Source organism: Bacteroides luhongzhouii, assembly GCF_009193295.2.
Lineage (GTDB): Bacteria > Bacteroidota > Bacteroidia > Bacteroidales > Bacteroidaceae > Bacteroides > Bacteroides luhongzhouii.
This window is the reverse complement of the sequence record NZ_CP059973.1, coordinates 3025804-3039167: the sequence shown is the minus strand read 5'-3', so window position 1 is coordinate 3039167 and position 13364 is coordinate 3025804. Positions and strand designations below refer to the sequence as shown.

General features: G+C 38.3%; 15 protein-coding genes. 4 read left to right on the top strand and 11 right to left on the bottom strand.

Translation table 11 applies throughout. The annotated features are described in order from the left end of the window. The first annotated feature begins 240 nt into the window (after nt 1-240). On the top strand, nt 241-1209 hold the full coding sequence (locus GD631_RS10895; RefSeq protein WP_120096634.1) for an IS1595 family transposase: 969 nt from the start codon (nt 241-243) through the stop codon (nt 1207-1209). Beyond that, entirely contained in the window at nt 1170-1556 is a 387-nt protein-coding gene (locus GD631_RS10890) for a hypothetical protein (protein ID WP_143258220.1), read from the top strand. The genes GD631_RS10895 and GD631_RS10890 overlap by 40 nt, the downstream gene beginning before the upstream one ends. A gap of 48 nt (nt 1557-1604) precedes the next feature. Here the strand turns inward: GD631_RS10890 and GD631_RS22155 are convergent, their stop codons facing one another. Further along, nucleotides 1605-2474: a hypothetical protein gene (locus GD631_RS22155; protein WP_223225829.1), complete on the bottom strand. Its 870-nt coding sequence runs from the start codon at nt 2472-2474 to the stop codon at nt 1605-1607. 170 nt (nt 2475-2644) lie between these two features. On the opposite strand from GD631_RS22155, the gene GD631_RS10880 reads away from it, so the two are divergent. Further along, nucleotides 2645-2986, top strand: coding sequence for a hypothetical protein (locus GD631_RS10880; RefSeq protein WP_143258219.1), 342 nt, complete (start codon nt 2645-2647; stop codon nt 2984-2986). Here the strand turns inward: GD631_RS10880 and GD631_RS10875 are convergent. The 5 genes from GD631_RS10875 to GD631_RS10855 form a co-directional block, all read right to left on the bottom strand. Continuing rightward, on the bottom strand, nt 2981-3235 hold the full coding sequence (locus GD631_RS10875) for a hypothetical protein (RefSeq protein WP_143258218.1): 255 nt from the start codon (nt 3233-3235) through the stop codon (nt 2981-2983). The genes GD631_RS10880 and GD631_RS10875 overlap by 6 nt on opposite strands. A 3-nt stretch (nt 3236-3238) precedes the next feature. Beyond that, nucleotides 3239-3559 carry a hypothetical protein gene (locus tag GD631_RS10870; RefSeq protein ID WP_143258217.1) on the bottom strand — a complete coding sequence of 107 codons (321 nt, stop codon included), beginning with the start codon at nt 3557-3559 and terminating at the stop codon, nt 3239-3241. Nucleotides 3560-3650: 91 nt separating this feature from the next. Continuing rightward, nucleotides 3651-3968, bottom strand: a complete 318-nt coding sequence (locus GD631_RS22440) for a leucine-rich repeat protein (protein ID WP_425321963.1) — start codon at nt 3966-3968, stop codon at nt 3651-3653. Nucleotides 3969-4664: 696 nt separating this feature from the next. After that, nucleotides 4665-5579 carry a PDDEXK nuclease domain-containing protein gene (locus GD631_RS10860; protein ID WP_143258216.1) on the bottom strand — a complete coding sequence of 305 codons (915 nt, stop codon included), beginning with the start codon at nt 5577-5579 and terminating at the stop codon, nt 4665-4667. A gap of 425 nt (nt 5580-6004) precedes the next feature. Further along, nucleotides 6005-6277, bottom strand: coding sequence for a hypothetical protein (locus tag GD631_RS10855; protein WP_143258215.1), 273 nt, complete (start codon nt 6275-6277; stop codon nt 6005-6007). A gap of 323 nt (nt 6278-6600) precedes the next feature. Here GD631_RS10855 and GD631_RS10850 point away from each other — a divergent pair, with 323 nt between their 5' ends. Further along, on the top strand, nt 6601-7119 hold the full coding sequence (locus tag GD631_RS10850) for a hypothetical protein (RefSeq protein ID WP_143258214.1): 519 nt from the start codon (nt 6601-6603) through the stop codon (nt 7117-7119). 244 nt (nt 7120-7363) lie between these two features. Here GD631_RS10850 and GD631_RS10845 read toward each other — a convergent pair whose 3' ends face one another. From GD631_RS10845 to GD631_RS10825, 5 genes are all read right to left on the bottom strand, one after another. Then, a complete protein-coding gene (locus tag GD631_RS10845; protein WP_143258213.1) occupies nt 7364-7825 on the bottom strand; it encodes a hypothetical protein in 462 nt (153 codons plus the stop codon). 590 nt (nt 7826-8415) lie between these two features. Continuing rightward, a complete protein-coding gene (locus tag GD631_RS10840; RefSeq protein ID WP_185911438.1) occupies nt 8416-8634 on the bottom strand; it encodes a hypothetical protein in 219 nt (72 codons plus the stop codon). 150 nt (nt 8635-8784) lie between these two features. Then, nucleotides 8785-11280: a cytochrome c biogenesis protein CcsA gene (locus GD631_RS10835; RefSeq protein ID WP_143258212.1), complete on the bottom strand. Its 2496-nt coding sequence runs from the start codon at nt 11278-11280 to the stop codon at nt 8785-8787. A gap of 14 nt (nt 11281-11294) precedes the next feature. Beyond that, complete coding sequence (locus GD631_RS10830; protein WP_143258211.1) at nt 11295-12425, bottom strand: chorismate transformation FkbO/Hyg5 family protein; 1131 nt, start codon at nt 12423-12425, stop codon at nt 11295-11297. A 42-nt stretch (nt 12426-12467) separates the two neighbouring features. After that, nucleotides 12468-13352 (bottom strand): aryl-sulfate sulfotransferase, encoded by an 885-nt coding sequence (locus GD631_RS10825; protein ID WP_143258210.1) that lies wholly within the window; start codon nt 13350-13352, stop codon nt 12468-12470. Nucleotides 13353-13364 lie beyond the last annotated feature (12 nt).

Sequence of the window (13364 nt, the reverse complement as noted above, 5' to 3'; positions counted from 1 at the left end):
ATATCCAAAATCACTACCTTCGACTGTTGGAGGTACTACAGCTTTAACAGCAAGGGTTTCCATTGAATAATCATTAAATAATATATGGTACTGATATACATATCTACACTGGAAATCCTTCCGTCCTCGGAGGGATTTCTTTTTAATTATACGTGTCTGTAAATTTGTCTGCGGATTTCTTTGATATTTCATAAAATCTTTGTAAATTGTTACGTCACAAAATAGTTGGAGGACAGCCTTATGAAAGACCCGTTTGACATCAAAGTAAATTCGATTCCAGCTCTTTACAAGCAATTTCCAAATGAAGAAGCCTGCATTAAACATCTTGAAGCTATTAATTGGCATGGTAAGCCCATTTCACCGTTTGATAAAACTTCAAAAGTCTATAAATTGAAAAACGGGGATTATCGCTGTAAAAACACAGGGAAGAACTTTACCGTAAAGACAGGAACTATGTTTGAGAAAACTAAGATTGACCTACAAAGGTGGTTCGTTGCTATATGGTTGGTTGTTAACCATAAAGCGGGTCTTTCTTCCTATCAGTTGGCAAAAGATATAGATGTCACTCAAAAGACAGCGTGGTTTATGCTACATAAAATAAGAAGCCAAATGTATCTTGCCAACGAAAATCCTCTAACGGATGATGTGGAAATTGATGAAACACTTGTCGGGGGTAGAAACAAGAACCGCCATTGGAACAAGAAAGTGGCGCACTCGCAAGGACGTTCCCATAAAGACAAAACTCCGGTTGTTGGAATGATACAACGGGATTTCTTAATAAATGCTCTAGTAACTGGGGATACTACTGCCAAAACTCTTTCTGCATTTATAAAGAAACACGTGCAGCCCGATTCCAATATCTATACGGATGAAAATGCTTCTTACAACGAAATAGGCAAGGAATATCCTCGTCATGTTGTTGACCATAGTAAGAATTTGTATAGTTATGAAGATGTTACCACTAACAGAATAGAAGCCTGTTGGACACATTTCAAACGTATGATATTAGGTGCATATCGCAATGTTCACACGAAGAAATACTTGCAAAAGTATGTTGACGAATTTATATTCAGATATAATTTGAGGGACATTAACGCTTCTGATATGTTTAATTGTTTCCTCTGTTGTTCTGACGGACGTATAACCCATAAAGAAATAAAAGAAGCAAAATGGATAGAACTAACAGAAAACAAACAGAGCTTATATTAGGTGGAGTTACTATTCCCTGTGTAACAATGGTCAATGAAGTTATAGGTCTGACGGTACAGGGAACACAATTATTGATAAACACTTACTTCGGGGACTTGTCCGATGTGGAAATACCTCAAAAGTATTACTTTGAAATGTGTGGCAAACAAGGCTATTTCCTAACCGTAATAAATCACCTCTATAAGTCGTCCAAAGCGAAAAGTAAACGTGGATTTAAGAAGTTATTGGCAGAAACACTTCCCTCCCTTATAGACCCTAAAAACGGACTAATACAAAAAGAGCCGGAACTTAGTCCGGCTGATTTTAAAAGGTTTGATAAATTCTTGTTGAAAGCTAGGAAAGAGTAAACAACTACTTTATCTATTAATTTGTGAACGAGTTTGTACTCATTCATCTTATTTATAACTAGACGGTATGGTTACAAGTGATGGAAAAATAAAAACTCCACTATCCCCCTTGATTAATCTAAAGTAAGAATTACTTGCTTCATTTGGTTCTTTAATCCCTTTGCGCACTGCAAATTCATATAATGACAGATTATAGGTGCGAACACGATATCCACTATCACTAATATCTATATATTCATGTGTTGTAACCCCAGTATTATCTTTTTCACTTCCTGAATATTTTAGGTAAATAGTTTCTTTGTGTCCAATTTCATGCGCTTCTTTTTCAATACCTACTGTATAAATTCCATTTTTATCATTATATGAGACAGTTAAAGGGGCACGCTTAGCACATCGTTGATTCTGTACCTCTAACTCCGGCATAAAATCGGTATAATACCCTTGATAAATACACGATGAGGATTTTCTATTCCCCTGTTCTACAACCTTCTTAAATGGATATATTGATAGGTCACCAATTCCATATATAGCAATTTCTATTTCTTTATCCCTTTCAAAAGATTCGCTTTGTGTTTGCCCTACATTATCGAGAAAATCGTTCAACTTTCTTTTCGTAGCTACTACTGTTTTATTACCAGATGAATCCGTTCCTGTATATATATACTTTCCATTTCCCGAAGTGATAAATTTCACAGATATATTAATATTACGAAACATATATCTGAATTTTATCCCATATCCAGTATTAGGATTATAAGAAATCGTAAGAGATTCCCCTCCTAAAGTAGCTTTCCGAACATCATAAGGGTGTGGAGTAACATAATCAGGATATTCAAACGACCTTACAGAGGTTAATTTTTGAGCAAACATAGAAAGAGCCATTACTGCCCCTACTAGAAACAACAAAATTCTTTTCATAATACTAAGTATTTGGCTTCCTTCACAGCCAAAAAGGAAAGGTTTCTATACGAAGAAGGGGCTGCTGTCCGCTACCAGTTAGGCATCGCCAAACGCCTTATTAATACACACAGACAGACAACCCACTTCTATATAGCAAGTTGACTGTGCCTTGTGTATTTGTTAAAGATTTGGCGATTTTAACTGGTAAAGGCACTTCTTTTATTTTCCAACAATGTTTTGCCCCGAAAGGCTTGCGCAAATATAATTATTTTCTTATCTTAGAGCAAATTTTAAAAGATAATGTTATGAAAACAAATTTTAAAACAGGCGATTATATATGCCTCAAAAATAATCCCAATGAAATTTATCAAATTACAAGTGTTACAGCGTTGGCACCTGAACAAACAGGAGCAGATATAATTGATGCAAAAGATAAAAATGGAACTCGCAAAAAATTACAAGTTTCAGATGTGCAATTAGCTGATGATTACAATATAAATAATGGGGAAGGCATATTTTTAGATTTATAAATATTCCCACGCAGAATCTTTTGTCTTTTGTCTGGCAATTGTTTTTCCTGTTTCATCATCCACTTGAATAGCATAGTATCTTTTATTTGGAGGAGAATAAAGTGGGTCTATTAATTTTGTTGCCATTTCTTCCGTATAAGAGTTATTTTTACACCATTCTAAAATTACCTTTGGATTTTCCAAAGGTAAACTAAGCTTTTTGGCAATAGCTTCTAATTCAGCCTTAACTTTTTCAACAGTTTGTTCCATACCCTATCTATTTAAATCAACTTTTGTGAACCACATATAATCATCAGTACCGAACTTAAAACTTTCCTTGTGGACGGATTGCGCCTTTTCACGGAGTGTTTGTTCATTCATTCCTTGAGCGAAATTGTGTCCGAGGTTCAAGATTAGTTTTGTAATGTCTTGCGCATCCTGAACTTCATTGTAACGACATTCCCTAGTTTTTAATCTGACTTCCGGAGCTATATATGCTCTAAAATCGCCTAGCACATTAAGAATAAGAATGTTGCAATTACAGTGCATCACTAGCCCTTTGCAGGCGTCTAAAAATACATCATTAGTTGTCATATCAATATATACTTTGGTTAATACTGATATTATATACGTAGGTAGGGAGTGTCTGTACGGTGTCCGCAGACAAATTTACAGACACGTATAATTAAAAAGAAATCCCTCCGAGGACGGAAGGATTTCCAGTGTAGATATGTATATCAGTACCTAATATATTCGTTTGGATCATAGATATGGTAGATGGTAATACAACCTTTTTCAAAGCAATACACCTATCAAAACAACTTGACGGTATTGTAGTAACTTCCTCTCCAATTGTCACTTCTATCAAAGCTTCACAAGAACTGAATAACCCAGATGCTATACTTATATCATAACCTTCCGGAATGAAGATTTTTTTTAAATTTGGACATTGGTCAAATGCTCCACCATCTATTATTATACCAGGCTTATCTGGGAGGACTATATGTTCAATACCTGACTTATGAAAAGCACCGCAACCTATTTTTATAATGTATCGCCAGCAATAATTCTAAACTAAGTTTGATGAAGTTCGTCTGTAATTGGAGTATCTGTTATACGTTCAATTGATGTTCTTTCGCCATTGTCTATTAACTCTACAGAAGACAATTCTTTGCAGAATAATAGAGTTTGCGCAATGTTTTCTTTGAAATTCTCCTTGCCTAATTATACTGCACGACGCCCCGATTCTAAATTGACATGATAGATATATGTGGTCTGGTGGTATGGGTCGCCATCATGCTGAAACTTAACCAGGCCGCCATCAATAAGGATTCGAGCTTTAATGTTATCTCTATTCGGGTTGTTTGTTATTGTATCTTTTGCATTTTACAGCAACTCCCAAATCCATCTTTTCCTATCAATATCATTGGGTTGATTGAGTTCTCTCAAGCGTTTACTTACATTGCTGATATACATTTTATCAAGCAATTTTTCTAAAGCTTTTTCTGTTGATTTAGGGGCTGATATTTGCATATGATTATTTGGTATATAAACGTTGTTTTATAAATTATTTGGTATTAAATTCTCTTGTCAACTTTAATGGTTCTTGCAATTCCATTAGTGTCGTTTTCTAAAAATGGTCGATTTTCAGAGTCTACATCTTACAATACACAACATAAAATTAGGATAAGTATTTTTTTCATTTTGCCTCCAACTCTTTTTCAATTTCTTCAATCGTGGGCAAGCTACCCCGGAAGTCTTTCGGCAAGGCTTGCCCTAACTCATAGTCAGAGATGCCGATAGGCTTCTGAATGTCGCGCAAGGCATATTCAGCCTTGATGCGGTCTTTACTCTTACAAAGTAGCAGTCCGATAGTCCGGTTATCACCCTCACGGCAAAGAATATCATCCACGGCAGAACAATAGAAATTGAGTTTGCCGATATATTCCGGCATGAACTCTGTATCTTTCAGTTCAATCACCAAATAGCGGTGCAGGAAAGCATTGTACATCAATATGTCGATATAGTAATCATCGCCCGACACCTCAATGTGATATTGCCGCCCCATAAAGGCAAATCCGGCTCCCATTTCCACAAGAAATTTCTCCACATGCTTCACCAAACCGATTTCCACATCACGCTCATTGTACTGGTTGGTGAAAGTCAGCATATCAAATATGTATGGATCTTCGAGCATGGATTTCACATCGTTTGCTTCCGGTGCGGGCAGGGTTTCGGTGAAATTGTTTGCTAACGCACCATGCTTGCCGTAGTCATTCAGTCTGATGGCTTCTTGCAGATAGCGTGTCGTCCAATGGTTAGAAATGCTTTGTACCATATACCAATAACGGGCACGGATGTCCTTGACCTGTTTTATCAAAACAAGATTGTGCGTCCAATCCAAATGTTTGATAGGGAGGGTAAAATTATATTCGTTGAAGAACTGCACCATGTATTGCATATTACACACTGTGAACCCTTTTATCTCGGCATAATCGTTCTTCAAATCCACAGCCAACCGGATAGAATCAAAGGCAATACTCAAAAGAAAAGCTTTCTTTGAATCCGTGACACTTACGTTAGAGTCACGAATTTGATAAAATAGAAGAATCATGGAATCATTCGGTAACGAAATACTGTGCAACTTACCTTCCTTATAAATTAGGCATCAAAAATGTAACTATAATATAATGCGGTTCATCAATTCCACCTAATTCTCGAAATACCGATGAATAAGGCAATAGCGGGTGAAAGCAAGGGGGAAATGCAGGTGAAACAGAACATTATCGGTTTCACCTTGTCTTTGTAAAACATCCCTTGAACTAAAACCAATATCATTATAGCTAATCCGGATATACTTATACAATATCTACTATCAAGAAGTTAATATCCTAGTTGTCAAGCACTAATCCTTGAACTATTGGAGCTATATACCCAATACATTGGATCTATATACCCAATACGTTGGATCTATATGTTCTATACGTTGGATCTATATATCCTACAAACGGTATCAAAAGTCAGTGATGCCGTATTGCTTTATTTGCCGGTGTAGCACCGGAACAAGACTTCCTTGTAAGATATATTGCCATTTTCCATTCCATATCCGATACAGTGAGTATATACATTTCTAATACAGTACCGAATCATTACAGAATCGAATAAAATTTGCCACTGGATATTTATTTTCAATCTTTCCACTTCCTCTTTCACCTTTTCTCTGTATCTTCGATGAATAAAGAGTTTGCGGGTGAAGGGCAACAAGCTCACCGCCTCTTCACCTACAGCGATTAGTTTCAAAAATAGTTTCACCGTATGAAACTATTAGTTTCTCGGCGTGAAACACTTCGTTTCACTACTGGAAACACTTTGTTTCATGCCTTGAAACGAAGTGTTTCAAATAGGGTTGAAACTAATTACGAAATAGTTTTACTAATATTGCTCAATTATGTAATCAGGAAGCAACAATCTAATTGAATTCTTTCTTTAAATATACACAAGAAGAGATGGCTTCACAGCATTCTGCGTATAAACAAAAAATATATATATATATTTACTCTCAGATTTCTTACTATCTTAATAATATTCCGTACATTTGCATCCAACAAACAATAAACAACTAAAGACTATAAAATATGAAAAATCTTTTATTTCTTGTAGCAATAACATTCACCATGTTATTCACAGCTTGCTCTAAAAATGACGAATCTGAACTCACCAATAGAGAGAAAGTACTGGCGCAGCAAGAAGAAGTATATCAAGCGGTAAAAGCAAATATTGTAGGACATTGGAAAGGGGCACAACGCTACAATAATAGTGATAAATCCAAGCCCATGGGCTGGAGGGACATATCACAAAGTGATTGGAAGCAAGAGTATATTTTTAATTTTGATGGCACTTGCACAATTATCTATTCATCAGAATTTCGTGATGCAGGTACATTTTCTGTTATCAAAAACGATGATTTTGTTAATTTTTTCAAAACTCAAGCAGAAGTTTTTCTCATTATTACATTCGACGACAACGAAATCGTCAGAACACAAAACATTTGGTTAGACGGAGAATATCTACGTCTAAGTAGTGGTGCGCTGTCGGGATATAAGGAAGACGAACATAGCGGTGGCGAAGCTGCTATTCGTTACAAAAAGGAATAGCTTATTTTCGTAAATTATTGAAAGGAAAATAACTGGAAAAGAACCAATAAACATTTCCATTTTCAATGACGTAATGCGACTCACCCTCAATCTCTCCTGATGATAAATTTGAGTTTATCTTATCATATACTGCTTTTCTTCCCATTTTTACTTGCTCCGATTCGCAAGAAGTGAGAACAAATCCACAAAACAGAATTATAATGAGAATTATCTTTTCACTTATAGCTTTAAGTTTTTAGATTTATTATTTTAAAGAAATAGAACTCTTATCATAATATCCTGTCGCAAATTCATAAGGATAGTTATCACCTCTAATCAATAATTGCTCACCTCCAGTTCCATTATCTGTGGTTTTCTCATGTCCCCAATGAACAAAACTGATATAAAGAGTATAGTATTCTTTTTCACCTCCCAAAATTTCTTCCATGTATGGATGTTTAACAAGGTTGAGATCATTCTTATTTATGGAATAATCAACAAAGTGAATGCTTGTAAATTTGCCCCCTTTATATGTATAGTATCCTAATCCCCCATTTTTAAAAACTAAGTAATATGTATACGAACCTTTGTTCATTACATAAGTCCCCGTACCGGACTCTAATTCATTCGCAGTAATTTGTTTTTCATAAAACTCATCTTTATCTTCATCTTTGCTACATCCAGCAAACATTAGTGCAGTAATCATTAAGAACAGTAAACTTTTCATGTTTGTTTTTTTATGTTTATATCTTGCAAAGGAACAAATAAGTTTGAATACAACCAAATTTTTCACGCTACTTTTCTGAAGATATTCAAAAACAAATATCAAAAGGCTCAAATACATTATTAACTATACACAACAAACAGCTATTACTTATGCAAACATGGAAGAAATATCAAAACAAGCCTTTGTATATATCTTCGCAGATGAAAACAAAAGTATTGATGTGAGAATTAATTTGTGCATACTGGATTATTATATAAACAAGAATAGTCTACTTCATAAAAATAGTCTACCTTTGCACTGTCTTAATCGACAAGATGTTTTTACCAATTCATAAGGAAGATGTAATTAGTTCTACTCCATATATTAATAATTCCCCCTTATCTTTTAGCAAATTCATCCGCATGAATTAATATGTTGCACTTGAGCAACTCCCCAGCTACACTTGTGCAACTATCCGGTTACACAAGTCCATTCCTGAAGTTACTCAACTGCAACATATAATAATCATCTAAAAAAAATTATAGTATGAGTATACTTTATAAGACAACTCGTTTTGCAGATACCTTCACAGGAGATAAGAATACAAAAATTTATTGGCTATCTACAAAGGGGTTAGCATCCGGCAAGTCACCGACTTCCTGGAGAAGAATCAGGACAAACATTACAAATTGCTGACTACTCCCGAGGGCTTTACCAAAATAAAAGAAGCCATGCAGGCCGTAGACATAGATATGTACACAGAGTGTTTCATCTTGTTTGACAAAACAGTCGGGACAGATGAAAACATCTATCCAGCGTACTTTTCCCATAGGCTCCGAACTTTCCGTTCAAGAAGCGAAAAGTATGCTAAAACAAGTATATAAAGAAAATGGGACTGAACACAGGACGAGGCATCACAACAAAGGAGCTGGAACAATATGCCGAGGTGGAAAAGGGTTGGAAACACGACAATAGGACAATCAAAATATTAAAAATGTGGCAGAGATTTTCTTCAACCGTTTACGCGCAAACAATGCCAACACAAACACAAGACAGACTCCCAGTCCCCATATCCACAATAAGAAATCTCCTCCTTCGGTTTTTCCATAAGAATGCAGACCGCTTAAATAGTAATTCACTCCGAACCAAGTCATTATAACGGAAAGAATGGCTACGACCGAAAGCAGATTAAAGCACCAGTCGGTCTTTCCTTTCAGAAGAGGAATGAAACGGATATGAAGTACCAATGCATAAACAACGATTGAAATCAATGCCCAGGTTTCTTTGGGATCCCAGCCCCAATATCTTCCCCAGGAGACGTTTGCCCAGATGGCTCCTAGAAATGTGCCTGCGGTCATAAAGAACAAGCCGAGGATCATTGCCATTTCATTCAGTAATGTCAGTTCACGGATGCGGAACTGGAGTTTCACCCGGTTGGTGGCGGAAAGCAAATTCATCAGTACAAGGTTAAATAGTCCTGTCAGTGCGCAAAGCGCAAAGAATACGTAACCGATCATGATAATAGCGACATGAGACATTAGCCAATAAGACTGGAGTACCGGAACCAAAGGAGTGATTTCTGGATTCAGGTGGTTCAGTCCTGCCACAAAAAGCATGATTCCACCCAATAGTCCCGCTAATGCTGGAAGAATACGGAATCGGCGGGCAAACAGAAGTCCGCTGCCTACCAGCATCCAGGAAGTACATACCATCGACTCGTAAGCATTCGCCCAAGGCGCGTGCCCGCAAATATACCAACGTAGTAAGACACCTGCCGTATGCGTAAGGAAAGCGATTGCCAAGAGAGCGATTAGAATACCACTTAGTTTTCTCCCCCATTTAAAGTCCGCAATAATCTCTCCGCAAGCAATGAAAAGTAGGATGCCGCCCAAAATCAGGTAAGCCAGACGACACCAGAAAAATAGATTCAGCTGATTATAGAGAAGTTCAGCTTTCACTTTCTGATTGTCAATAGTGGGAACTTTAGCCTTTGCCTGTTGGAAGATATTCATCATTTCGACGATTTTATCGGCTTCCTTCCAGTTATTGGAACGAATTCCGTTACCTAATTCATAGATATACCAATCCATGATTTTGGTTACAAATAAAGAGTCTTTCCCTTGAAAAGCACTTAAATCATCACCCGGTGAATACCATTTTCCCTGCGAATCATTTTCATCCGGAAAGAGCGGCAGCAACTGGTGTTGCATGATACGATATACGATATTTACCGATTCATCCAGTTTCAATAAATCCGAGTCCAACCGTTTTCGTTCCGAAGTCGGTTTGGCGTAAATCGTGTTCATTTCATTCGTCAGGATATAGTTGCCGTCTGCATCAAACACATCTTGCCAGGCAATGTATTTGCCATCCCTGCCGAAGCGTTGAAGGAGTTCTTTATTATCGACTTTGATAAAAGGAAAGGCTCCCCACTCATCAGGAAAAGAAAGCAGATTCAGAAAAAATTGATCCGAATCAATGCCGTTCAGTTGATCGGCTCCATACAATTTGCGTAAGATGGCAGATGTATAACTGTTGACGGGTTCGAGACGCCCATTTGGATTAAGCACTACCAGGCTACCGAACTTTTCGGCATGTAAAGAAGAAACACAAGGTAGTTGAGAAACCACAAGAGGGTGTTGCGCTGCTATGGGTGATTGCTGCAAAGAAACAGATTTTTGTTGTGCACTCAATACCTGCATACTTGATATTCCGGATAAAATCAGGAAGAACAAGAGACAGAAAGGAGCATTCTTTTTCATTTCCCCCAACTCTTTACGCAACCGTCCGAAACGGGATTTCTTACTGAACAACGTCCATACAAAACCAACAAGCAACAGGAAATATCCGGTATATGTAAGTTGCATACCGGGACGATCGTAGCTCACAGACAACACTGTGCCTTGTTCATCGGGATCGAACGAAGACTGAAACAGACGGTAACCATCCACATCAATCACTTTATTCATTCGAATCGTTGTCTGCAAAGGAGATTCATGCCCTCTCTTAATTACCAAATCACTTTCATAAGACATCGGACTATGAGAACCCGGATAACGTTCCAACCTGAAATCATTCAGCGTGACAGAGAAAGGCAGGGAAGTCTTTTCCATCCCTGCTCCCTCATCTTTCATCATGCTGTTTGCCGTTTCCCCCTCACGGATATGCATGATACCCGTCACTCCGACATAGTGAGTGACAGCAGCCCCCAACCAAATAAAAAGAAAAGCTCCATGAAAAATCAGACTGCCTTTACTGATTCTCTTGAAATAACTTCCTTGAAGGAACATAGCCGATAGATTAACCGCCTGCAATAACTGCAACAGTATAAACCAAGGAGCATAATAAAAATACTCGCGGGCAATGGCGGGGCCATAAGAGTTTTCCACAAAAGTGGCTACTGCCAATATCAAGGCATAAAGTCCCGCTAATATGTACATCAATACCGGTGAAGCTATCAGCCGAATCTGTTTCATCTGTCTTTCTTTTATTATAAATAAGCAATCCCTTCAATTTCTACCAACAATTCTTCTCTGCATACATCCGCATAAAGATAAGCAATAGGAAGATCCGGACAAAGTTTATCCAAGTCGGCTTTCACAGCCGGCACATCTTCTTCATTCTTCAGATAGACACGAAGGAGTCCCAACTTACCGGAATGTTCTGGCAGATTTTCTCTTCCCTCCTCCAGTCCGATCAAATGCTGGATATTCTCAAGAGTGATTTCCGTTTGCAAAAGTACATCTCCGGTCGTTACACTTTCCTCGCCACGGATAGCAGCCGTGCCGGAAATATAAATCACTTCCTGCCTACGGTCGGACAAAGACTTTCCTCTTTCGAACTTTGGAGTTCCTTTCTCCGTATCCGTCCGATGACTAATCAGTACCTCATCCGAATAAACATGAGCCGCCCGTTGCCAATCATTATCCAAAGGAACGATATCCACTTCTCCGCTGACAGCATTGAAATCAATCAGTATGCCTCCATATTGTGTGCCAATCCCTGTTGCTGCCGGATAACCTGATTCCCATGCCGAAGAAGCATAAAACAGAGTGCGTACATCATTAAAATCCTGATAACACTGATTGCCATGCGCAATATCGGTGATACGTTCCAGATAATTCCATTGACGAACAATGTCACCGAAATTCATCTGTTCCGCTTTCAATATCTCTTCAGCCTTTCTGAACGCCTGTTCCGATTGTTCGCGAACAGGAAGATTCAAATCATCCGCACAAAGTCCTCCCGCTATTATTTCCCGATAGTGAGGAGTCAAGATCCGCAGGTAACGGACAGAGGAAGAAGTGAACTGTTCTTCTATTGTGAGTGCCTCATCCGTAGCCTCCACCAATGAATGTGCCTCCAGCACCAAGTTCGCCACCAACGGTTTTTGAGCCACAAGCGAAACGACCGGACGGGGAGAAACGAAATGCCGCTCCACCCATTGTTCCAGAAAGGAACGTTGAAACTTGTATTCCAGATTATCCGTACAGCGTGTAAAGAGTACAAGACGGACCACTCTCTCTTCCCGGACGGCGGATGAAAGTAATTCTTCCGCCATCTGTTCCCAACTGTCTCCCTCCGCTTTATACAAATTACATTTTATTCGATGATACTTCATAGTGCAAATTTCAATGTTTTTTTCTTATGATCTATACTTTAATTAATGATAAGAGGTAACGCCTGCCGGAATATCCATACTATAAACGGACGACATGGTTTTCAAGCCCGGAGTATTTTCCAAAGAATAAAGTATCTTCTTTTGTCTGTCTACCAGCAACATATGTACTTTCTCTTTCGGATTTACATGCCCCGTCCAGTTTGTAATCAGGAAACGCCCGTCGGAAAAATACTGAAAGCCTCCCAAAAACTTCAACGGTTTGCCGGGAATATCCGCATTCGATAATTCCCAAACTGTCTTTCCTTCTGCCGTTACTTCGATTAGTCGCGGATTCTGATCTTTATCCGCTACGGCAATCAGTGTATGTCCGTTAGGCAGACGAGTCAATGAATGTGGTCCGCCGGGAACATCTAGGTTCCACACCACTTTTCCATTCGTATCATACTCCGTCACACACTGCGGACCATAATGCGCCACCAGAAAATGACCATTATCCAAACGCCGCGCATTACGCATGAAAGCAAATCCTTTCTCTTTCACTCCTTCCGGCAGGATGCACACTTCTTTCACAATCTTACCTTCGGGAGAGATTTCCAACATACGGCCTGTTATACATTCGCCCACAAACGTATTTCCATTCTTCAACCGTTGACAGGCAAAGACCGGACTTTTAGATTCATAATGAAAAATAGTATCGTTCTGACGAGTCATTTCGAGCACTCCATGTCCGGTGGTGAAAAGGATATTGCCATTAGGCAATACCCATAAATCATTGGAATCGGGAGCTTTGTGTTGCCACACGATTTGATTATTTTCCATCACGAAGACAATTCCTTGCGAATAATCCGTTCCTGCAAACGTTTTTGTCTGTGCAGACAAAAATGCCGGAAACAGAAAGGCCAGAATCACAATATATATTCTTGTCATAAATATAAATTC

Bases quoted from the DNA above. Each gene is read 5' to 3' on its own strand.
- GD631_RS10895 (WP_120096634.1), top strand. From the start codon at position 241: ATGAAAGACCCGTTTGACATCAAAGTAAATTCGATTCCAGCTCTTTAC.
- GD631_RS10890 (WP_143258220.1), top strand. From the start codon at position 1,170: ATGGATAGAACTAACAGAAAACAAACAGAGCTTATATTAGGTGGAGTT.
- GD631_RS22155 (WP_223225829.1), bottom strand. From the start codon at position 2,474: ATGAAAAGAATTTTGTTGTTTCTAGTAGGGGCAGTAATGGCTCTTTCT.
- GD631_RS10875 (WP_143258218.1), bottom strand. From the start codon at position 3,235: ATGGAACAAACTGTTGAAAAAGTTAAGGCTGAATTAGAAGCTATTGCC.
- GD631_RS10870 (WP_143258217.1), bottom strand. From the start codon at position 3,559: ATGACAACTAATGATGTATTTTTAGACGCCTGCAAAGGGCTAGTGATG.
- GD631_RS10860 (WP_143258216.1), bottom strand. From the start codon at position 5,579: ATGATTCTTCTATTTTATCAAATTCGTGACTCTAACGTAAGTGTCACG.
- GD631_RS10850 (WP_143258214.1), top strand. From the start codon at position 6,601: ATGAAAAATCTTTTATTTCTTGTAGCAATAACATTCACCATGTTATTC.
- GD631_RS10845 (WP_143258213.1), bottom strand. From the start codon at position 7,825: ATGAAAAGTTTACTGTTCTTAATGATTACTGCACTAATGTTTGCTGGA.
- GD631_RS10840 (WP_185911438.1), bottom strand. From the start codon at position 8,634: ATGGGAAAAGTACGCTGGATAGATGTTTTCATCTGTCCCGACTGTTTT.
- GD631_RS10835 (WP_143258212.1), bottom strand. From the start codon at position 11,280: ATGAAACAGATTCGGCTGATAGCTTCACCGGTATTGATGTACATATTA.
- GD631_RS10830 (WP_143258211.1), bottom strand. From the start codon at position 12,425: ATGAAGTATCATCGAATAAAATGTAATTTGTATAAAGCGGAGGGAGAC.
- GD631_RS10825 (WP_143258210.1), bottom strand. From the start codon at position 13,352: ATGACAAGAATATATATTGTGATTCTGGCCTTTCTGTTTCCGGCATTT.